Annotated in this window: 21 protein-coding genes; 9 read left to right on the top strand and 12 right to left on the bottom strand. The window is 45.9% G+C overall.

Annotated elements, in window-relative coordinates; all coding sequences use genetic code 11:
- Nucleotides 1-63 precede the first annotated feature (63 nt).
- Together GO493_RS25230 and GO493_RS25225 are read right to left on the bottom strand one after the other, a co-directional pair.
- Entirely contained in the window at nt 64-855 is a 792-nt protein-coding gene (locus tag GO493_RS25230; protein ID WP_157309008.1) for an O-methyltransferase, read from the bottom strand.
- A 15-nt stretch (nt 856-870) separates the two neighbouring features.
- A complete protein-coding gene (locus tag GO493_RS25225; protein WP_157309007.1) occupies nt 871-1,611 on the bottom strand; it encodes a glycosyltransferase family 2 protein in 741 nt (246 codons plus the stop codon).
- 264 nt (nt 1,612-1,875) lie between these two features.
- On the opposite strand from GO493_RS25225, the gene GO493_RS25220 reads away from it, so the two are divergent.
- Together GO493_RS25220 and GO493_RS25215 are read left to right on the top strand one after the other, a co-directional pair.
- Complete coding sequence (locus GO493_RS25220) at nt 1,876-3,129, top strand: hypothetical protein (RefSeq protein WP_232539055.1); 1,254 nt, start codon at nt 1,876-1,878, stop codon at nt 3,127-3,129.
- A gap of 102 nt (nt 3,130-3,231) precedes the next feature.
- Complete coding sequence (locus tag GO493_RS25215) at nt 3,232-4,179, top strand: hydrogen peroxide-inducible genes activator (RefSeq protein WP_157309005.1); 948 nt, start codon at nt 3,232-3,234, stop codon at nt 4,177-4,179.
- 70 nt (nt 4,180-4,249) lie between these two features.
- Here GO493_RS25215 and GO493_RS25210 read toward each other — a convergent pair whose 3' ends face one another.
- The 3 genes from GO493_RS25210 to prmA all read right to left on the bottom strand — a co-directional run bounded on the left by GO493_RS25210 (nt 4,250) and on the right by prmA (nt 6,837).
- A complete protein-coding gene (locus GO493_RS25210; protein ID WP_157309004.1) occupies nt 4,250-5,053 on the bottom strand; it encodes a M48 family metallopeptidase in 804 nt (267 codons plus the stop codon).
- Nucleotides 5,054-5,247: 194 nt separating this feature from the next.
- A complete protein-coding gene (plsY, locus tag GO493_RS25205; protein WP_157309003.1) occupies nt 5,248-5,889 on the bottom strand; it encodes a glycerol-3-phosphate 1-O-acyltransferase PlsY in 642 nt (213 codons plus the stop codon).
- A gap of 126 nt (nt 5,890-6,015) precedes the next feature.
- Nucleotides 6,016-6,837, bottom strand: coding sequence for a 50S ribosomal protein L11 methyltransferase (prmA, locus tag GO493_RS25200; RefSeq protein ID WP_157309002.1), 822 nt, complete (start codon nt 6,835-6,837; stop codon nt 6,016-6,018).
- Nucleotides 6,838-7,002: 165 nt separating this feature from the next.
- Here prmA and GO493_RS25195 point away from each other — a divergent pair, with 165 nt between their 5' ends.
- Nucleotides 7,003-7,578 (top strand): hypothetical protein, encoded by a 576-nt coding sequence (locus tag GO493_RS25195; protein WP_157309001.1) that lies wholly within the window; start codon nt 7,003-7,005, stop codon nt 7,576-7,578.
- A gap of 318 nt (nt 7,579-7,896) precedes the next feature.
- Here the strand turns inward: GO493_RS25195 and GO493_RS25190 are convergent, their stop codons facing one another.
- The 4 genes from GO493_RS25190 to GO493_RS25175 form a co-directional block, all read right to left on the bottom strand.
- Complete coding sequence (locus GO493_RS25190) at nt 7,897-10,242, bottom strand: polyribonucleotide nucleotidyltransferase (RefSeq protein WP_157309000.1); 2,346 nt, start codon at nt 10,240-10,242, stop codon at nt 7,897-7,899.
- Nucleotides 10,243-10,328: 86 nt separating this feature from the next.
- Nucleotides 10,329-10,601, bottom strand: coding sequence for a 30S ribosomal protein S15 (rpsO, locus tag GO493_RS25185; RefSeq protein WP_012794085.1), 273 nt, complete (start codon nt 10,599-10,601; stop codon nt 10,329-10,331).
- A gap of 130 nt (nt 10,602-10,731) precedes the next feature.
- Nucleotides 10,732-11,424 carry a cell division ATP-binding protein FtsE gene (locus tag GO493_RS25180; protein WP_157308999.1) on the bottom strand — a complete coding sequence of 231 codons (693 nt, stop codon included), beginning with the start codon at nt 11,422-11,424 and terminating at the stop codon, nt 10,732-10,734.
- 74 nt (nt 11,425-11,498) lie between these two features.
- Nucleotides 11,499-12,677 (bottom strand): AIR synthase related protein, encoded by a 1,179-nt coding sequence (locus GO493_RS25175; RefSeq protein ID WP_317165468.1) that lies wholly within the window; start codon nt 12,675-12,677, stop codon nt 11,499-11,501.
- 85 nt (nt 12,678-12,762) lie between these two features.
- Between GO493_RS25175 and GO493_RS25170 the strand changes: the two genes are divergently transcribed.
- Entirely contained in the window at nt 12,763-13,698 is a 936-nt protein-coding gene (locus GO493_RS25170; protein WP_157308998.1) for a bifunctional riboflavin kinase/FAD synthetase, read from the top strand.
- Here GO493_RS25170 and holA read toward each other — a convergent pair.
- Nucleotides 13,695-14,690, bottom strand: a complete 996-nt coding sequence (gene holA, locus GO493_RS25165) for a DNA polymerase III subunit delta (RefSeq protein ID WP_157308997.1) — start codon at nt 14,688-14,690, stop codon at nt 13,695-13,697. The two genes, GO493_RS25170 and holA, sit on opposite strands and share 4 nt — an antisense overlap.
- 3 nt (nt 14,691-14,693) lie before the next feature.
- Nucleotides 14,694-15,422 carry a ribonuclease H-like domain-containing protein gene (locus tag GO493_RS25160; protein WP_317165467.1) on the bottom strand — a complete coding sequence of 243 codons (729 nt, stop codon included), beginning with the start codon at nt 15,420-15,422 and terminating at the stop codon, nt 14,694-14,696.
- Nucleotides 15,423-15,530: 108 nt separating this feature from the next.
- Between GO493_RS25160 and GO493_RS25155 the strand changes: the two genes are divergently transcribed.
- Nucleotides 15,531-16,493, top strand: coding sequence for a coiled-coil domain-containing protein (locus tag GO493_RS25155; protein WP_157308996.1), 963 nt, complete (start codon nt 15,531-15,533; stop codon nt 16,491-16,493).
- Nucleotides 16,494-16,797: 304 nt separating this feature from the next.
- A complete protein-coding gene (locus GO493_RS25150; RefSeq protein ID WP_157308995.1) occupies nt 16,798-17,199 on the top strand; it encodes a response regulator in 402 nt (133 codons plus the stop codon).
- A 123-nt stretch (nt 17,200-17,322) separates the two neighbouring features.
- On the opposite strand, the gene GO493_RS25145 is transcribed toward GO493_RS25150, so the two are convergent.
- On the bottom strand, nt 17,323-18,969 hold the full coding sequence (locus GO493_RS25145) for an ABC-F family ATP-binding cassette domain-containing protein (RefSeq protein WP_157308994.1): 1,647 nt from the start codon (nt 18,967-18,969) through the stop codon (nt 17,323-17,325).
- Between the two features lie 87 nt (nt 18,970-19,056).
- Here GO493_RS25145 and GO493_RS25140 point away from each other — a divergent pair, with 87 nt between their 5' ends.
- Genes GO493_RS25140 through murI form a run of 3 tightly spaced genes read left to right on the top strand, consistent with a single transcriptional unit; the run spans nt 19,057 to nt 21,313 of the window.
- Complete coding sequence (locus tag GO493_RS25140) at nt 19,057-19,776, top strand: EcsC family protein (protein ID WP_157308993.1); 720 nt, start codon at nt 19,057-19,059, stop codon at nt 19,774-19,776.
- Between the two features lie 53 nt (nt 19,777-19,829).
- A complete protein-coding gene (locus GO493_RS25135) occupies nt 19,830-20,492 on the top strand; it encodes a carbonic anhydrase (RefSeq protein ID WP_157308992.1) in 663 nt (220 codons plus the stop codon).
- The gene (gene murI, locus GO493_RS25130; RefSeq protein ID WP_157308991.1) at nt 20,489-21,313 is read left to right on the top strand and encodes a glutamate racemase; all 825 of its coding nucleotides are present in this window, start codon (nt 20,489-20,491) and stop codon (nt 21,311-21,313) included. Before GO493_RS25135 ends, murI begins: the two co-directional genes overlap by 4 nt.
- The last annotated feature ends 38 nt before the right edge of the window (nt 21,314-21,351 follow it).

Below are 21,351 nucleotides of genomic sequence, written 5' to 3'. Positions count from 1 at the left end.
AACGCCATAAAAAAACGCTTCTGCAGTGATGCGGAAGCGTTTTTCAGAGACAAGCGGTAAATATCAGTATTTCAATATGAAATGCTGTTTTATTTTCATTTCCGGCCTGAAAAATACCAGCCCTATAAAAAAGAGATCGATAGTAAAAGTCACCCTGGGATGTTCCTGTATGGTATGCCATGCAGCTTCCATATCCGGAGTCCAGTGAATGTCGTCAAAGATAAACAGGGAATTGCTGTGCGCTTTTTCCAGGCACTGCTTAAAATAAGCCAGTGTGGGTGCTGAGCGATGATTACCGTCAATGTATACATAATCCAGCTGTGGTATCTCTTTCAGCACTTCTCCCAGTACCGTATCAAAATTCCCTACATGCTGCCGGATATTGCTGAGCTGTTGCGCTTCAAAATTGCGGCCGGCGCGGGCTGCAATGTTCGGACAACCTTCTATGGTATGCACGGTTGCCTGTGGCGCTGCTTTGGCCATGTAGGAAGTGGACATGCCCATAGAGGTGCCCAGTTCCAGCAGGTAGGCCGGCTGGAAATACTGTATCAGCCTGTAAAATAACTGTCCGTACTTAGGCGGTTTTGCCGCATGACGGGTAATGTCGCTCACTTTACGTTCATGGCCTGCGCCCATCAGCGACCCTGCTCCGAGGTCAGTTACCTGCAGGGTTTCTGAACTCCGCAATAATGTTTTACGCACCTGTTCAATTTCACGGAATGCTGCCGGTTGACTTTTATCACGTAAAACTTTCTCTACCAGGTCGTAAACAAAAGGTGAATGCACATCGTGCCTGTTGCCGGCCGTAAAATAATAACGCAGGTATTTCTTCGCTAATTCCCACTGTAAGCCCAAAATAGACAGTTTAGATCAGTTATATATTTTTCCTTTAAAAAGCCCCCATTTATGCAGGCGGTGCTGCAATGACACCCTCAGCACACCCAGTCCGTAGATACAGCTGCGCTTGAAGTTGATGCTGGACGCTTCTTCAAAATATTTGGTAGGACAGGTCACCTCTCCTATTTCGTAATCTTTCATGAAGATCTGTGACAACATTTCATTGTCAAAGATAAAATCATCATTGTTGGCCATGTAGTCAATGCTTCTCAGCACTTCACCGGAAAAGGCCCTGTAACCGGTATGATATTCACTCAGTTTCTGACCTATGAGCAGGTTCTGCACCAGGGTGAGGAAACGGTTGGCGATGTACTTGTAATAGGGCATTCCTCCTTTCAGCGCACCTTTTCCAAGGATACGTGAACCGAGCACCACAGGATAGACTTCATTGGCAATGATGGTGCTCATCGCTATGATCAGCCTCGGAGTGTACTGATAATCAGGATGCAGCATGATAACGATATCTGCATTCAGCTCCAGGGCTTTGTTGTAACAGGATTTCTGATTCCCTCCATACCCTTTGTTGTTGTCATGACGGATAATGTGCCTGATTCCCAGCTCCTTACCCACCTTTACGGTTTCGTCTTTACTGGCGTCGTCTACCAGTACAACTTCGTCTACAATGTCAAAAGGTATTTCCCGGTAAGTTTTTTCCAACGTTAAAGCTGCGTTGTAGGCAGGCAATACCACCACTATCTTCTTATTATTTAACATGAAAGTGGATAATTTGGCAGCAAAGGTAATAAAGTAGTTGAAAGACTGGCAATTTCAACTTATTATAAATTGTTATCTTTGCGGCCGGATGTTTTTTGGCACCATATTTTCATTGGCATGTTAAAAAAACGCTAAGTATAGCATGCAGGAACAATTACAGGTCGCAACTGGAGGCGGACATCTGAGGTCGGCCTGGGTGAGAGAGCGTGTCCTATTATAATTGTCATTGCTAACTAATCAGTCAAGATCATGCATTTAATTTCTATGAGATATCTGACACTATTACTTATTTTTCTTTCCAGCTTCCATTATGCCAGCGCACAGGAACCTGAAAAACCTAAGCAGCCAACAACTGATCCTGCTTCAGAACTCAGGAATGTGGTAATGCCACAGGTGAGAACACAGGATACTACTATCCGCAGGATAATGGAAGAGCTGCAACGCATCAATGACAGTGACAAGCAGAACTCCAACGCTATCCAGGGACTGCTCCAGGGACGTGAAATTGACAATATTACCAAGTATGAACTGATACGTAACAATATCGTATTTGCGAGCGAAACGTATTACCTGCTCAATAAAAAGATCATTGACCTGAAATCGCGTACTACTACCAACAACCTGGACGTGTTCATTACATCACTGAACAACCCGGAAAGTAAAGAGCTGGGCTTTTCACTGAGTGACCGTATTGTGGAACTGGTGGAAAAAGTAGTATTGAAAGGTAAAGCTGACAAGAATGAGAAAAATGGCAAGATCGTGGAATCTACCAAATCTATCATTGCCAGCCCGATCTTCCAGAGCTTTACGTCACTGACGCCGCCGCTGGCCATTGCCAATTCAGTGATGAACTTCCTGCACAGCATCAGCGTGAACAATAAAGAGATCAATCAGCAAACACTGAAAGAATTTGAGAAAGAACTGAACAAGTATGTTGTTTACTATACTGCGTTGAATGATGCGAACCAGAAATTTGAGTATGGCCTGAACTTCAATAAAGATCAGCTGAACCTGCTGCAGGATAACCTGTATGATCATATCATGTTCACTGCCAGCGCATTGAAATACCAGCTTCCTCAGCGTGGTAATAAATCTATCGGAGAAACGCTGAACGACTTCTTCTTCGACTTCAAAAAAGAGAAAGTAGTGATGTTCTTTAATGACCTGGAGGTAAAATATACCAAGGGTAAAAAGATAGATTATGAAGCATTGCTGCGTGAAAATCCGAACCTGAAAGAAGTGAACAACCAGCTGGAAGATCTGATCCTGCAAACCAAACGTTTCGAGAACCTGTACAATGAATATTTCACACTGCTGGATTCTTATTACGGTAAGGTGAACAGCTCTCTGAAAATAGCGCAGGATAATGGCCTTGCAGATAAGAACACTATTGATACCAAGCAGGCTGAATTCAGGAACCTGAAAGATGAAGCGGTAAAAGAGATACAGGCTTCCATCAATATCAGGGAACTATATAGTAATACTGATAAGATCAAATACCGCTATCGGATATTCTAATTCGTTTAAAGGCCCTGCAAAATGCAGGGCCTTTTTTTATCTATTGATAACAGTCATAGAAATAGATTTTATCAATAACTCTCAAGAGGTTAATTTTGCGGTATGACTACAGTTCAACTAGAATATATCGTTGCAGTAGATACCTACAGAAGCTTTGTTGTTGCTGCAGATAAATGTTTCGTTACACAGCCTACGCTGAGTATGCAGATACAGAAGCTGGAAGACGAACTTGGCATCAAGATATTTGACAGGAGCAAGCTGCCTGTAGTGCCTACAGAGATAGGAGTAGCGGTGGTAGAACAGGCAAGGATCATACTGAAAGAGAATGGACGTATTAAAGAGATCATTGCTGGTCATAAAAAGGAAGTACAGGGTAATCTGCGCGTAGGCATTATACCTACCCTGGCGCCTTATCTCCTGCCACGTATACTGACGGGGTTCATGAAGAAATACCCTAAGGTGAAGCTGGAGATATGGGAGTACCCGACGGAGCAGATAGTACAGCAGTTAAAACAGGAGCAGCTGGACTGTGGACTGCTGGCCACTCCCCTTCAGAATCCCAGCCTGGAAGAGCATCCGCTGTTCTACGAATCTTTTGTGGTATATGCGGCGAAGACCAATAACCTTTTTGAGAAGAAATATATCAAACCGGAAGATATAGATGTACGTGAAGTGTGGTTACTGAATGAAGGGCATTGCATGCGCAACCAGGTGCTGAACATTTGCCGGGATAAATTTACTATGGGAGAATATAAGAACCTGGAATATAATACCGGCAGTGTGGAAACATTGAAAAGAATGGTAGATCTCAATGCGGGTTATACTATCCTGCCGGAGTTGTCATTACAGGAGCTCTCTGCCCGTCAGATGAACATGGTGCGCTATTTTAAATCTCCTGAACCGGTGAGGGAGATCAGCCTGGTAACGCATCGTTTCTTCATTAAACAGGCGCTGATAGCTGCTTTTAAGAAGGAGATACTGGCGCATGTGCCTGAAAAGATGAAAGTGCAGAAGAACAGGAAGGTAGTGGATATTACCCTGGAACGATAATAAGCATTGCCATAAAAAAGAAAAGGCTGCATCTCATGATACAGCCTTTTCTATTGGTAGTAGTTTGTACCTATTTTATTGGTGTATAGTATTTCATTGCTTCCGGCATAAGCTTTTGCAGTTCAGCTACACGACGCGCATCGCTGGGGTGTGTGCTGGTAATTTCAGGTGGTTTGTTACTGCCGCCTGCTGCAGCCATACGTTGCCAGAAAGGAATGGCCTCCTGCGGGTTATAACCTGCCATCGCCATAAAGATCACACCCAGGTGATCTGCTTCCAGCTCATTTTTACGGGAATAAGCCAGCATACCGAGGTTGCCGCCTACACCGAAAGACTGGAGGAAAATGTTTTGTGCCTGCGGGTTGCGGTTCAGCGCTACGGAGCCTGCTACCTGTATACCCTGTGCTACTACCTGCTGACTCATACGTTCGTTACCGTGACGAGCGATAGCATGCGCTATTTCATGCCCCATTACGCAGGCCAGCGCGGTTTCGTTCTGTGTTACCGGCAATAAACCTGTATATACCACTACTTTACCACCGGGCATACACCAGGCATTTACGTCTTTACTATCAACAAGGTTAAATTCCCACTGGTAATTTTTCACTTCATTGCCCATGTTGTTCTGGGTCATGTACCTGGTAACGGCATCGGCAATACGCCTTCCTACCCTTTTTACCATAGCAGCATCTTTGCTGCCTGCTTCTGCTACCGTTTTATTTTCAGAAAGAAATGATTTGTATTCCTGCAAGGCCATAGATTGCATAGTGCTTTCAGGAATAAGGTTCAGCTGGCTGCGACCTGTGATAGGCACTTTGGCGCAGGCCGCCAGTAAAACCAGACCGGTACCGAGAAGAAGAAATTGCTTTTGCATCTGAAAAGATTTGAGTTTGACGGATGTCTTATTCCGCCAGGAATTGGTACAGAATTAAAACAGCTTTTGATTATTACGTTATACGCTTCAAGCTTATAAGGTAACAATCAAAAACTGCGTTAAGTTAAAGAATTTTATATGGATTTAATGCAAGAGGTATGCCAGAAGTAGACATACATTGAAAGGTCGGTCAATTACTTTCTTTCCCTTCTGTTTCTGAACAATGGTACTTTGCTTTCGTTACCGTTCAGCAGGCGGAAGATATTCTTCTGGTGGGTCAGTACCACCATTAAAGCCACAGCTATTGCAAAAATGCGGTAGAATACCTCTGGTTCATTAAAGATATACAGGATCAGAATAGGGAAAGCAATACTTGCGGTAATGGAACTGAGTGATACATACCTTGTAAGCGTCAGGCTGAGCATGAATACGCCTACGCAGCATATAGCCACCAGGGGCTGAATAGCCAGCACTAATCCGAATAAGGTAGCAATACCCTTGCCTCCGCGGAAATTGGCCCATATCGGGAAGATATGGCCTACTACAGCGGCCAGTCCCAGACCTATCTGGAAGTTTACCAGCTGGGTAAGATGATCAGGATTGTGATAGTAGGACAGCAGGTAAGACAGGCGAACAGCCATTACCCCTTTGAGCATATCTACCAGCATCACAAAAGAACCAGCTTTCGGGCCAAGAACACGGAAGGTATTTGTAGCACCGGCATTGCCGCTGCCATACTCCCGGATATCCATGCCGAATACACCTTTACTTACCCACACAGCTGTGGGTACGGAACCGATCAGATAAGCACAAAAAAGCAACAATAATTCTGTCATACAACAAGTTAGGTTTTGCTAAGATAGTCAATTTAATGTTAAAGTTAACAAAACATTAAAATTTTCATTAACACGAAAATGGTATACTTTTCATGCTTTTATTGCCTATTTTTTTCTACTGGGCCTCTATCTGGCTAATAATTTCATTGCCAGCCAGTTATCCTTTTCTATCTGGGATTCCAGTACCAGGGCATTTTTTCTGGCGGTTTCCAGGATAGCAGATTCATCCTCTTTCAGGATGCCACTCAGCAATAAAATACCGTCTCTTACCAATAAACGGCGCATATCTGCCATGAATTCAAGTAAAATATTGCGATTGATGTTGGCAAGCACAACATTATAATTATCTCTAATACCCTTCAGGGAATCCGCCTGCCACACTTTTACCGGCAAGGCGTTGTTATTGGTAACATTCTCCTTCGTATTTTCTACAGACCAGGTATCAATATCTATTGCATCTATCACTGAAGCGCCCATCTTGGCAGCCAGGATAGCTAATATGCCCGTACCTGTACCGAAGTCAAATACCTTTTTACTCCTGAAATCTATTCCCTTCATCAGTTTGATCATGGAATAGGTGGTGGCATGGTGACCTGTACCGAAAGACATTTTGGGCGTGATCATTATCTCATGCTGAGGGGCAGGAACAAATGCCGGATGGAAAGAAGCCCTGATACCACAGAAATCATCTACCAGTACCGGCTCAAAGTTACTTTCCCACACTGCGTTCCAGTTAGTCTGACCAATACGCTCCTGCGTAAATGTAACATTATATCCTGCGGTTAAAGCACGTATATCCGTTTCATTAAAATCCTGTTCGGGTATATAGGCAACAAGTGTGTTGCCAGCCTGCTCCTCAAAACCTTCAAACCCCTTTTCTGACAACTCAGCTACAAGTATATCTTTCAATTCGGCAGTACAGGTCAGGGTAATTGCAATATGTGACATAAAAGCAAATATAATCTTTTAAACTAAGTGCATGATATATAGTGTATACGTTCAAACCCTGAACTGCTGTTGTTATCAGAATGTTAAAGCCATTTCCCCCGCGACCTGAATACATTCGAAAACTTTTTTATATTTGCAAAATAGTTAATACAAAACCATATTTTGATGAAAACCTTACTTCTAGTAATGACAGGGCTGGTACTGTCCATGACCAGCCTGGCCCAGGATGTTGTAGAGTATCGCCATGACGATACCATGAAAGACTCTATCGTTTACAAGAACTCTACCAGTGTACTTGTATTTAACCGTGTAGACCTGATGAATTATATGATAGGACTGGACTCTGTCCTTCATCAGACCTGCTACGAGAACAAGATCTTCAAGAATGCGCAATTCAGCCGCCTGACGCCACAGGAAGTGGAAGAACACTTCACCCAGGCATTTGACTACCTGAAAGACTCTACGCACACAGATCTGCAGTACACAACAGACAAGATCACATTGTTCTGGACACAGGGTGAGTATATCCTGCTTCCTTACATTGAAGACCTGTTATCGACGTTATTGTCTGACGGCAGGATCAGGGTAGAAGATAAGGCCCTGCACAAGACTACGCCGCAATATTCTATCTTCTATGAAGATATAGCAGGACGTCCTTACAGGATCTATAAACTGCCTTCCGGCAAGATCATTTTCAAGGAAAGTAATTTCTTCCTGGAGCAGTTTGCCCAGTCAAGATAAAAGAGATAAACACAGAAATTTAAAAGGGTGCGTCACATGCGGATGCACCCTTTCTTTTTGAATGTCTGGATGATATTAAAAGTGGGGTACAAGGGCATAAGGCCGGTTTCCGTTTAACTAAAAAGCAGATCATTTCACCGGGGAGGTGATTTCAGTCTATTGAAAAATAGCTTGAAATATCCAGCCTGGGATGTGAAATGTTAGGAACGGTCAGTCCGGATGACGACTTTGACCAGTGTCTTTGTGATGAATGGCGGGCTGAAAAATAGAAAAGCCGTCCCATAAATGAGACGGCTTTTCTTATCATGAATAATATGCTTATTCGCTGTCGAACATTGGTTCTTCAGGGCGTTGTTCTTCCTGTCTTGGAGGACGAGGACCACGATCGCCACGGTCGCCACCATCGCGTGGACCACGACGGTCACCACGGTCTCCGCGATCGCCACCACCACGACGGTCACCTCTGTCGCCGCCACGGCCACCACGATCTCCGCGGTCACCTCTGTCACCACGGTCGCTGCGTTCACCTTCCGGTCTTTCAACATAACCTTCCGGTTTTGGCATCAGTACACGGCGGCTCAGTTTGAACTTACCGGTCTTAGGATCGGTACCTACCAGCTTCACTTTCACTTTTTCGCCTTCAGACAGGACACCGTCCATGTTTTCCAGGCGTTTCCATGAAACTTCAGAGATGTGCAGCAGTCCCTGTTTACCAGGCAGGAATTCTACGAAAGCACCGTAAGGCATTACTGACTTCACGGTAGATTCGTATACTTCGCCGATCTCGGGAACGGCTACGATACCTTTTATCCATTCGAGCGCCTTCATGAGGCCTTCTTTCTGTGCAGAGAAGATGCTTACTTCGCCGGTTTCACCAACTTCTTCGATGTTGATGTTTGTACCGGTTTCGCGCTGGATCTCCTGTATTACTTTACCACCGGGTCCTATCACTGCGCCGATAAATTCACGGTCAATGATCAGTTTCTCCATGCGTGGAGCGTGTGGTTTAGGCTCAGGGCGTGCAGCTTCCATGCAGCTGTACATGGCATCGATGATGTGCAGGCGTCCCAGGCGGGCCTGTTCCAGTGCTTTACGCATAACGTCCATGCTGAGGCCGTCTACTTTGATATCCATCTGGATACCGCAGATACCATCGCGTGTACCGGTTACTTTGAAGTCCATATCACCAAGGTGGTCTTCGTCTCCGAGGATGTCTGTGAGCACTGCCCACTTACCATCAGAAGCGCGGGAGATCAGACCCATTGCCACACCGGAAACGTGTTTAGGCAAAGGTACGCCTGCGTCCATGAGGGCCAGTGAACCGGCGCAAACGGTAGCCATGGAGGAGGAACCATTGGATTCCAGGATATCAGATACTACACGTACGGTATAAGCGTATTCGCTGCCCGGCATCATTTGTTTCAGGGAGCGCATAGCCAGGTTACCGTGTCCCACCTCGCGACGGCCGGGGCCGCGCATTGGTTTTACCTCTCCTGTAGAGAAAGGCGGGAAGTTATAGTGCAGGATAAATTTAGAGTATTTGGAAACAGCTGCGCTTTCTATCAGCAGCTCATCGTCCGGGGTACCCAGGGTCACAGAAGTGAGGGATTGGGTTTCACCGCGGGTGAAGAGAGCGGAACCGTGAGGGGAAGGCAGTATGTCTACTTCCATGTTCAGGGGGCGTACCTGGTCCAGGCCACGGCCATCCAGGCGGATGGATTCGTCCAGGATCATGTTGCGGATCACCTCTTTTTCCAGGCTATGGAAGTATTTGCCTACCAGTGGAGCGTCTTCTTCAGACAGTTCTCCCAGTGATTCCACCAGTTCTTCGCTGATCTTTTCGAACGCGTCTCCACGATCATGTTTTGCAGAAGCAGATTTTGCTACGGCAAGGATGCGGTCTTTTGCAAAAGCAGCTATTTTAGCTTTCAGCTCTTCGTTGGCATAAGGCAGGTCAAATGCACGTTTGCCGGTAACACCAGCTTTATCGCGCAGTTCTTCCTGTGCTTTTACCTGTACTTTGATAGCGTTGTGTGCAAATTCGATAGCTTTGATAATATCTTCTTCGCTGCACTCTTTACTTTCGCCTTCCACCATCATGATGTTCTTGTCAGTAGCACCGATGATGAAGTCCATATCCGCTTTTTCCAGCGGGGTACGGTTTGGATTTATAGTTAATTGTCCGTCTATGCGGGCAACTCTTACTTCAGAGATAATTTCCTGGATGGGCACGTCAGAAACGGCCAGTGCAGCAGAAGCAGCAAGACATGCCAGGGCATCCGGCATCACTTCAGGATCTGAAGAGATGAGGGTAACCAGCACCTGTACTTCGCAGAAATAATCATCAGGGAAAAGGGGGCGCAGAGCGCGGTCTATCAAACGTGAAATCAGGACTTCATAGTCAGATAATTTACCTTCTCTTTTGAAGAAGGATCCTGGTATACGGCCGGCAGAGGCAAATTTTTCCTGGTAATCAACAGTCAGGGGAAAGAAAGATTGTCCGGGTTTTGGAGTTTTAGCAGCCACAACGGTAGCCAGCAGGATACAATTACCCAGACGAACCGTTACGGCTCCATCTGCCTGGCGGGCTAACTTACCAGTTTCGATGGTTACGATCCGGCCATCTCCTATATCGAAATTAACTGAGATAGGTGTCAGATTCATAAAAAAGTGAAGATTAAAATGGTATACCTAAAAAAAAACTATTCCCAACCTAATAAGTTGGGAATAGCGCTATAAAAAAGTTCTTATTATTTTCTGAGACCTAATTTCTCAAGCAGGGCGCGGTAGCCTGTGAGGTTAGTTTTAGAAAGGTAGGAAAGCAGACGCTTTCTCTGGCCTACCATTTTCATCAAACCACGGTGCGTAGAAAAGTCCTTTTTGTTTTCTTTCAGGTGACTGGAAATGCTGTTGATACGCTCAGTCAGGAGTGCAATTTGCGCTTCTACAGAGCCGGTATTTTTCTCGCTTCCACCAAATTCTTTAAAAATATTGGCTTTCTTTTCAACAGTTAAGTAAGACATCTTTAATAATAATAAAATGATAAAGGTTTATTTAGTCGCTATTTTTCCGGGGCAAAGGTAAATCAAATATTTGGTAATTGACAATTTCAAATAAATTTTAAGTAACCTATTGATTTACACTTTCTTCCCTCTATACAAATGTCACGCTGGCGTGATCAGTTACCTTACCGTTCTCAGTGCGCAGTACTCTTGACGGGAACTTCTGCAGCAGGATATAGTCGTGCGTAGCCATTACCACGGCAGCGCCTTCTTCCCTGCTGATCCTGAACAACAGTTGCATGATGCCGTCTGAGGTTTCCGGGTCCAGGTTACCGGTGGGCTCGTCTGCCAGGATGAGCTTGGGGGAATTGAGCATGGCTCTGGCAATGTCTACACGCTGCTGCTCGCCGCCGCTCAGTTCGTATGGCATCTTGAACCCTTTGGTGTTCAATCCCACTTTATCCAGGACATCATTGATCTTTTCCTCCATTTTCTTATTGTCTGTCCAGCCGGTGGCTTTCAGGGCAAATTTCAGGTTGTCGTGAACGGTCCTGTCTGTCAGCAGCTGGAAGTCCTGGAATACTACACCCAGGTTACGGCGCAGGAAAGGTACTTTCTTCCAGTCCATTTTCTTCAGGTCAAATCCTACTACAGTACCGTTGCCTTCTTTCAGCGACAGGTCTCCGTACAGGGTTTTCAGCAGGCTGGATTTGCCTGTGCCGGTACGGCCTATCAGGTATACGAACTCTCCCTTGTTAACGGTAACGTTCACATCGGCGAGGATCAGGGAAGTGCCCTGGTATATATTTACATTGGATAACTGTATAATTGGTTGCTCAGCCATTAGTATTGTTGGATGGGTTTAGTCTTAACAAAAATAGCCAAATAAGACCAGACTAAAACGCTGTGTAACTAATTTTAGTTATATACAAACTCTCCATTTTCACTGCGCACTGTTACCTGTTTTGCCGCGGCCGGCTCTACCCTGCCCACTATCTGCGCGTCTATATTAAAGCTCTTACTGATCTTAATGATATCTGCTGCTATAGCTTCAGGAACATAAAGCTCCATACGGTGCCCCATATTGAACACCTGGTACATTTCCTTCCAGCCGGTGCCGGATTGTTCCTGTATCAGGCTGAATAATGGGGGAACGGGAAACAGGTTGTCCTTGATAACGTGCAGGTTATCGATGAAGTGCAGGACTTTGGTCTGGGCGCCTCCGCTGCAATGTACCAGTCCGTGGATCTGTGAACGGTATGCTTCCAGCACCTGCCTGATAACGGGGGCGTAGGTACGTGTAGGTGATAATACCAGCCTGCCTGCATCAACAGGGCCAAAACCGGGAATTTCCACTTTATCGGTAAGAGATTTCTTACCACTGAATACCAGGTTGTAAGGAATGCCCGGGTCAAAGCTTTCGGGATATTTCTCTGCTACCTGTTTATTGAATACATCATGGCGGGCTGAGGTCAGACCGTTGCTGCCCATACCGCCGTTATAGGATTTCTCGTAAGTTGCCTGTCCGTAGGAAGCCAGACCTACTATCACATCTCCGGCCTGTATGGTATGATTGGAGATCACTTCTGCCCTTTTCATGCGGCAGGTAACGGTAGAATCTACGATGATGGTGCGTACCAGGTCTCCCACATCAGCGGTTTCCCCGCCGGTGGAGTAGATGCTGATACCATGGCCTCTCAGCTCTTCCAGTATCTCTTCTGTACCGTTGATGATGGCGGCTATCACTTCTCCCGGCACCAGTTGTTTGTTACGGCCTATAGTGGAAGACAGGAGGATATTTTCTGTAGCTCCTACGCAGAGCAGGTCATCGATGTTCATGATGATGGCATCCTGTGCAATGCCTCTCCATACATCCAGGTCACCTGTTTCTTTCCAGTAAGTATAAGCCAGTGAAGATTTGGTGCCGGCACCGTCTGCGTGCATGATATTGCAGTAATCTTCCTGGCCGCCCAGGATATCTGGTATTATTTTACAGAACGCTTTCGGAAACAAGCCTTTGTCAATATGCTTTATAGCATTATGTACATCCTCTTTGCCGGCTGAAACGCCGCGCTGCGCGTAGATATTCTGATCCACCAGGTAATTTTAATAATGAACAATCTGCTGCAAAAGTATCGAAATGTTGTAATTTGCATAGGATTTTGATCGATTACAGCATTTTATGCAGATACACAGGGACCTCACCCATTTGCCAGCTTTGAGGCGGGCGGTTATAACTATCGGTACTTTTGACGGCGTTCACAGCGGGCACCGTCATATCATCGGGCAATTGCAGCAAACGGCGGCAGCGTGTGACGGAGAGACTGTGATCATTACCTTCGATCCTCATCCCAGGGAGGTATTACAACCAGGCGGCCCTCCCATAAAGCTGCTGACCACCCTTGATGAAAAGATAGCCCTGCTCGCCGCACAAGGCATAGATCACCTGGTGATAGTGCCATTCACCCGTGAGTTCTCTGAACTTTCTGCCAGGGCTTACCTGGAAGACTTCCTTATCAGGACCTTTAATCCGCATACTATTATCATTGGCTATGACCACCGTTTCGGACACAACCGCGAAGGCGGACTGGAACTGCTGGAAGCAGAACAGAACCGTTATGGTTTTCAGCTGGTGGAAATACCTCAGCAGGTGGTGCATGACCTGGCAGTCAGTTCTACCAAGATCAGGAAAAGCCTGCTGGAAGGTAATACAGACCTGGCCAATGAGCTGCTGGGATACCGTTATTTTATAGAGGGGAAGGTGATACACGGTGATAAGATGGGCCGTAAACTGGGGTATCCTACTGCCAATATTGAACTGACCGACTCCCGGAAACTGATCCCGGCAGAAGGCATTTATGCCATCCGGGTACAGATAGACAGACAGGGAAAGGCCCTGAACGGCGTAATGAGCATAGGCACTCGTCCTACCTTTAACGGGAGTGATCTGCGCGTGGAAGCGCATATCTTTGATTTCAGCGGAGATATCTATAACCAGCTGCTGAGGGTGGAAATGATCAGCTATATCCGCGCCAACCAGAAATTTGACAATATAGAAGCCCTTATTTCACAGATGGATAAGGACAGCCTGATAGCCAGGAGCGTGTTACAGGCCTAATACATCATCTTATAGACAAGTTCCTTCATTAACTCACCATCTTCCACCCCGCTGTCATTGATACCTATACTGCGCAGGTTATAGCTGTGCAGGAGCAGGATAGCTTTTTCAGCCCCTTCGGGGCCATACTGGCGGGCAGCGGCCATATAATCCTTCACAAAGAAGGGATGCACCCCCAGGGCGGCGGCAATCTCTTTTTCACCACCTTTCACACCGAACACCATATTCATTTTACTGAAGAAGTTATACAGGGCAGGCAGTACCATCTGAATAGGGCCCGCTTTGGGGTTGGCGGCAAAGTAACGGATGATGCGCATTACTTTCTCTATATCTTTCTGTCCCAGGGCATTCTGCAACTCAAACACATTGTATTCCTTGCTGATGCCTACATATTTTTCAATATCGTTCTCGTCTATTTTTTTACCTTCCGGCAGGTTCACCAGGAGCTTATCCACTTCATTGGCCATACGGGCCAGGTCATTCCCGATATGATCTACCAGCAGGATACCTGCTTTCTGGGTGATGGCCCTTCCCAGGCTGCTTACATAGGCATCTACCCAGGCAGGCAGCTGATTGTCGTACATCTTTTTGGTGCTTAGCAGCACTCCTTTTTCCTTTACCAGTTTGGCCATTTTACTGCGGCCATCCAGTTTCCCCTGTTTATGGGCTACAACAAATATGGTGGAAGACAGCGGGTTTTCAATATAAGCTTCCAGTTTCAGGATATCTTTCATGGACTGAGCCTCTTTCAGCACCACTACCTGTCTTTCGGCAAACATGGGATAACGGCGGCAGGCATTTATGACCGTGCTCCAGTCGGTATCCTTACCATACAGGATGGTCAGATTAAATCCTTTCTCTGCCTCGTCCAGCAGGTGATGTTCCGCATAATTGCTTACCTGGTCAATAAAAAAGTCCTCTTCTCCTTCCAGCCAGTACAAAGAGCGAAATTTCTTCTGTTTCCATTCTTTTATAATATCCTGATAATCCATTCTTTATTGTTTTATAAAAACCACATCTTCTGTTTCCAGCGGGGGTACTCCCTTGAAACGCATGAGCAGCTGGCCCACGGCCACCACATCTTTCTGACAGTAATTTACGATCCTTTCCAGGTCTTTATCCTGCCAGTAGACCTTTCCTACCATACCACCGTCGATATCGTCTTTGGGCGTGGGAATACCCAGCACGGCGGTCAGCAGTTTCAGGGACGTATAGTTCTTCATTTCCCCGAAACGCCACAAATGCATGGTATCCAGCATGGGGACCTCCCAGGGTTTCAGTCCATGCAGCTGTAAAGGCACGGGCAAAGATAGCTGATGAATAACAGATCGCCTGCAAATAAAAGGAATATCAAATTCCCTGATATTATGTCCTGCAAACTGGAATCTTGGATTTTTTATATGGAATTTATTTATCAATTCTAAAAAACCACTCAATACAACCTTTTCATCGTCATTATAAAATGATTTCATACGTAATTGATAACGACCGCCTTCTGCATGAAAGAATCCCACGGAAATACATATGATCTTGCCGAATTCGGCATAAAGTCCTGCCCTGTCTGCGTATGCGTCTGCCCAGTTCCCTGATTCTGGCGCAGTTTTTGCAATTTTGTCCTGCCAGAGCAATTGCATGGTGTCAGGTAGTTTATCAAATGCTTCAAAGGCAGGTGTAGTCTCTATGTCCAACAGTAATAACTGATCCAATGAAAGATGTGGTAGCACGAGTATAAACAGTTTATATTTTTTTATAATAAAGTCTTTTTTACAGTTACATTTGCATACCTAGTTTTAACCATATACAATTAAACTATAAAAACACAAAAAACGACTATGACTGAGAACACATTCAACACGCCAGCTTCTGGGTCCTCCGGGTCCGAAAAACCAAGAAGCCGCAACGGACTTATATATGGTATTCTGATTGCAGCTTTAGCCGGCACCTGGATTTATATGTTGTATGACAAAAATAAAACGACTGACCAGATTGCTCAAAAAGATGTTCAGATAGATTCTATTTCTACATCACGTGACGCATTACAGCAGGAGTACAATGCTGCCAATGCACGTCTGGACGATCTGATCTCCCAGAACAGCCGTATGGACAGCCTGGTTAAAACGAAAGATAAAGAGATCCAGGATATGAAATCCAGGATTGCCAGCATCCTGAAAAATAAAAATGCTACTACAGCAGAACTGGCTGAAGCACGCCGTCTGATCGAAACCCTGAAAGGTAACATCGAAGGCTATCAGCAGACTATTGAGCGCCTGGAAGGCGAAAAGATCATCCTGACCGGCGAACGTGACTTTGCCCGTAAAGAAAGGGATGAAATAGGCGTTCAGCGTGACAGCCTCAACAAGAAAGTAAGTCTTGGTTCTGTATTGCATGCCTCCAATATTCACCTGCTGCCTATCAATGTGAAAAAGAACGGGAAGGAAGTAGAAACTACCAAAGCTAAACGTGCAGATATGATGCGCGTTACCTTTGACCTGGACGAAAACCGCATTGCTACTACCGGTGATAAAGAACTCTACGTTTCCATCACTTCTCCTGACGGTTCTCCCCTGGCTGTTGAAGCGCTGGGCTCTGGTCGTTTCACCCTGGAAGATGGTACCGAGAAATTATATACTGCAAAGAAAACCGTTAACTATGCTACCGGCCAGAAACAGACCGTTAGCATGGACTGGAAACAGAATTCTGATTTCAAACCCGGCGATTATGGTGTTGAGATCTACCATGACGGTTACAAAATAGGTCAGGGTAAAGTAACCCTGAAGAAAGGCGGCCTGTTCTAGGAAAAACTGCCTCCGGAATACCGGGTCCCAAATTCCATATCCGCCACGGATAAGGAATTTGGGATTTTTTTTGCCTGTATGTTAGGACTCCTGTTAATATGCAACAGGTGACAATTGCGGTGTCAATTTGTTAACAATTAGTTATTGAGAAAAAGTCATATATAAAAATATAATTAATTAGTGTTTATTTGCAGGTAATATCATGTGAAAACGGGGAAATGCCTCTTACTTGCAGCGACCAGGTTACACCCTTTGCAGATTGTAAACGTTAGGAAAACTAACAGGATAAATACAGGTATCAGTTATGGCGGAAAGCTCTAAGCAAGTGTATGTTGTTGACGACGATGAAATATTTCATTTCATCCTGAAAAAAATGCTTGAACAACAGGGTGAAAACCTGGAAGTTACTTCGTTCCTTTGTGCAGAAGATGCACTGGAGCACCTGCAACGTGTGAAAATGGGTTTGCCCTCGCTGATCATACTGGATATGAATATGCAAAGGATGAACGGATGGGATTTTATTGAGGCTTACCGTGATATTAAACATTCCCTGCATCACCAGATACCTATTATCATGTGCTCGTCTTCACTTGATATGCGGGATATGCAGAAGGTACAGCGTACACCCGAGCTGATGGCTTACATCACCAAACCGCTGGACCCTTCCAAAATGGAGGTCATCAAAAACTATCTGTATCAAAGTTAATAGAGTTTCCTGCCACTGCAGGACTCCTTTCAGGGGACATATACAATTATTGCAAAGGGTGCATCGTTCTGATGCACCCTCTCTTTTTGGGTCTGCGCCCGGCTAAAAATTTAAATAATATGCTTAAGAAATAGCGACTTTCTCTCCATACATCTCTTCTCTCAGCGCCTTCACCCTTTCATCTTCCAGGTACTCATCAAATGTAGAGAGCCTGTCAATAATCCCCCTTGGCGTAATCTCTATGATACGGTTAGCTACAGACTGCATAAAAGTATGGTCATGCGTAGTGAACATCACGATCCCCTTGAAGTTGATCATGCTTTCGTTGAAAGACTGGATAGATTCCAGGTCAAGGTGGTTGGTAGGCTCGTCCAGCACAACCACGTTAGGGTCTTGCAGCATCATACGGCTGGTCATACAACGTACTTTCTCACCACCGCTCAGCACACTGGTCTTCTTCATGATCTCATCGCCGCTGAACAGCATTTTACCCAGGAAACCGCGCAGGAAAGGCTCATCCACATCTGTTACGTGCGGAGGCACGAACTGGCGCAGCCAGTCCATCAGGTTCAGGGAAGGATCTGTGAAAAATTTGGCGTTATCGTTAGGCAGATAAGCTGAGGTAACGGTAGTTCCCCACTCATATTTACCACCATCAGCCTGCTGCTCTCCGTTAATGATCTCGAAGAAAGTAGTGAGGGCTATATGATCTTTAGACAGGAAAGCAATCTTATCACCCTTATTTACAGTGAAAGTCACATTACTGAACAGAGTATTGCCTTCGATAGATTTCTCCAGCTTTTCCACATTCAGGATCTGGTTGCCTACTTCACGCTGCTGCTTGAAGATGATACCAGGATATTTACGGTTGGAAGGCTGGATATCTTCGATAACCAGTTTTTCCAGTGCTTTTTTACGGGAAGTAGCCTGTTTACTTTTGGAAGCGTTGGCACTGAAGCGGGCAATGAAGTCCAGCAGGTCCTTACGTTTATCTTCCATCTTCTTGTTCTTATCTGCTATCTGGCGGGCCATCAGCTGGGAAGACTCGTACCAGAAGCTATAGTTACCGGAGAAGATCTGTATTTTGGCGCGGTCTACATCCGCCACATGGGTACAAACAGCATCCAGGAAGTGACGGTCGTGCGATACCACTATCACAATGTTCTCATAATCAGCCAGGAAGTTTTCCAGCCACCCGATGGTTTCAACGTCCAGGTGGTTGGTGGGCTCATCCAGCAGCAGGATGTCCGGGTTACCGAACAATGCCTGAGCCAGCAGTACACGTACCTTGAGGTTACCGCTCAGGTCTTTCATCAGCATGCTGTGAGTTTCCTCAGACACGCCAAGATCGCCCAGCAGCACACCGGCATCGCTTTCAGCGGTATAACCGCCCATTTCGCCGTATTCAGCCTCCAGTTCACCTGCACGCATACCGTCTTCTTCGGTAAAGTCAGCTTTGGCATAGATAGCATCCCTTTCGTGAGCAATCTCCCAGAGCTTCTTATTACCCATCAGAACGGTATTCAGAACGGTGACCTCGTCAAATTCGAAATGGTTCTGTTTCAACACGCTCATACGCTCGCCAGGAGTGATCTCTACAGACCCTTTGGAGGGTTCGATCTCACCTGACAGAATTTTCATGAAAGTTGTCTTACCGGCCCCATTGGCGCCTATTACCCCATAACAGTTACCTTTTGTAAAATTGAGGTTAACTTCATCGAACAACACTCTTTTCCCGAAAGAAAGCGATACGTTTTTAACACTGATCATGCTGGCTAAAGAAATTTAAGGCGCAAAGTTACGAAATGTTTGGGGTTTTCCTGTTTGTGGTTTATTCTTTGCAAGAATTCCTATCATATGGACATTTATAAGGAAAAAATGAACAAAGAGCTGCGTACCTGGCAGAAAGCCATGCAACGGGGGCCAGGCCTTCCGGGCAGGCTGGCGCGCAAGGTACAGCAGCGGATCAACAAAGTGATCCCCGAAAAGGTCCATAATGCCCTGACCACCGCCATTAAACAAATGACCCGCGCCGTTATAACCGGAGCGGGCTTTACAGCACCCTCCCCCCTGCGGGAGAGCGATATCCTGCTCCTGGAAGAAAAAGTAAGGGCCAGGATCAGCTTCTACAAGACCACTGCCGCTACCGAAGGCGCCCTGACCGGGGCGGGAGGTATTCTCCTGGGACTGGCAGACTTTCCCCTTTTCCTGGCCATCAAAATGAAAATGCTGTTTGATATTGCCGCCCTGTACGGATATGACGTGAACAATTACAAGGAACGCATCTTCATTCTCTACATCTTCCAGATCACTTTTTCTGCACAGGAATCGCGGAATAAAATATATCCCGTCATTGCCAACTGGCAGCAATACAGCCGGGAATTGCCTGACGATATACATGCTTTTGACTGGCGGAATTTCCAGCAGGAATACCGGGACTACCTGGACCTGGCCAAACTGCTTCAGCTCATGCCTGTTATAGGCGCCGCCGTAGGTGCCGTAGTGAATCACCGGCTCACGGAAAAACTGGGCAAAGCAGCGATGAATGCCTATCGTATGAGACTGTCTGCCGATTAAAAACTCTATTTCATATCTTTACCACCATCTTCACTCACTCAAAACTGCATTACATGACCAAGTACAATGAAATCTTCGAGAACAACCGTCTTTGGGTTGCTCAGAAAACGGCAGGCGATACAGACTTCTTCAAAAAACTGGCTAAGGAACAAAACCCGGATTACCTGTACATAGGATGCAGTGACAGCAGGGTACCCACCAACGAGATCATGGGACTGGATGCAGGCGAGGTGTTTGTACACCGCAACGTGGCCAACCTGGTGAATAACATTGACCTCAACGTGATGTCTACTATCAACTACGCAGTAAGACACCTGCAGGTGAAACACATCATCGTTTGCGGCCATTACAATTGCGGAGGCGTAAAAGCGGCCATGCAGGCAGCAGACCTGGGCATACTCAATCCCTGGCTGCGTAATATACGCGACGTATACCGCCTGCACAGAGTGGAACTGGACGCGATAGAAGATGATCATGCCCGTTTCAACCGGCTGGTAGAACTGAACGTACAGGAACAATGCGTGAACGTGATCAAAACAGCGGCCGTACAGCAATCTTATTATGAGAACCACTACCCTACCGTACATGGATGGGTATACGATCTTTACTCAGGAAACCTGATAGACCTGAACATAGATTTTGAAGGCGTACTGCACAACATACAGGAGATATACGACCTGACAGGAAAAGGACTGATGAAAAAGAAAGAAAAATGACAGGACCAATAGGTGTATTTGATTCAGGGTATGGCGGACTGACCGTACTGAAAGAGATCATAGCAGCATTACCTGAATATGATTATATCTACCTGGGCGATAATGCCCGTGCACCGTATGGCAACCGGGGGTTTGAAACCATACATGCCTACACGCTGGAATGTGTACAGCATCTCTTCAGCATGGGCTGCCCCCTGGTAATACTTGCCTGCAATACCGCGTCTGCCAAAGCCCTGCGTACCATACAACAGAAAGACCTGCCGCATATAGCGCCGGACCGCAGAGTACTGGGAGTGATACGTCCTACCACAGAAATGGTGGGAACGCTCACACAAACAGGCGAAGTAGGAATACTGGCCACCCAAGGTACTGTCAGCTCACAATCCTACCCGATAGAGATCAAAAAGTTCTTCCCTCATGTAAATGTGCATCAACTGGCTTGTCCTATGTGGGTACCGTTGATAGAGAACAACGAGGCTGACAGCGAAGGAGCGGATTATTTTGTAAAGAAATATCTTGACCAGATACTGGCGGGTGCACCGGATATAGATACCCTGGTGCTGGCGTGTACACACTATCCTATCCTGACAAGGAAGATCCGGCAGTTCCTGCCTGGAGGAATCACATTATTATCCCAGGGAAAGATAGTGGCTCATAGTTTGAAGGATTACCTGCAAAGGCATCCGGAAATGGAGGTGAGATTGAGTAAGGGGGGAAGGAGGAAATTTTTTACTACTGATGATCCGCTGATCTTTGAGAAGCTGACGCAGATATTTTTTGGGGAGACAGTGAAAACTGAGTACCTGGAACATGAGATGTAAAATTTGCAAAAAAAATGAGTTTTGCCTTCGGCAAAACT

Origin of the sequence: Chitinophaga tropicalis, from assembly GCF_009758205.1 — a bacterium.
GTDB lineage: Bacteria > Bacteroidota > Bacteroidia > Chitinophagales > Chitinophagaceae > Chitinophaga > Chitinophaga tropicalis.
Note: the sequence above shows the minus strand (reverse complement) of the source record. Positions and strands in the feature narration are given on the sequence as shown.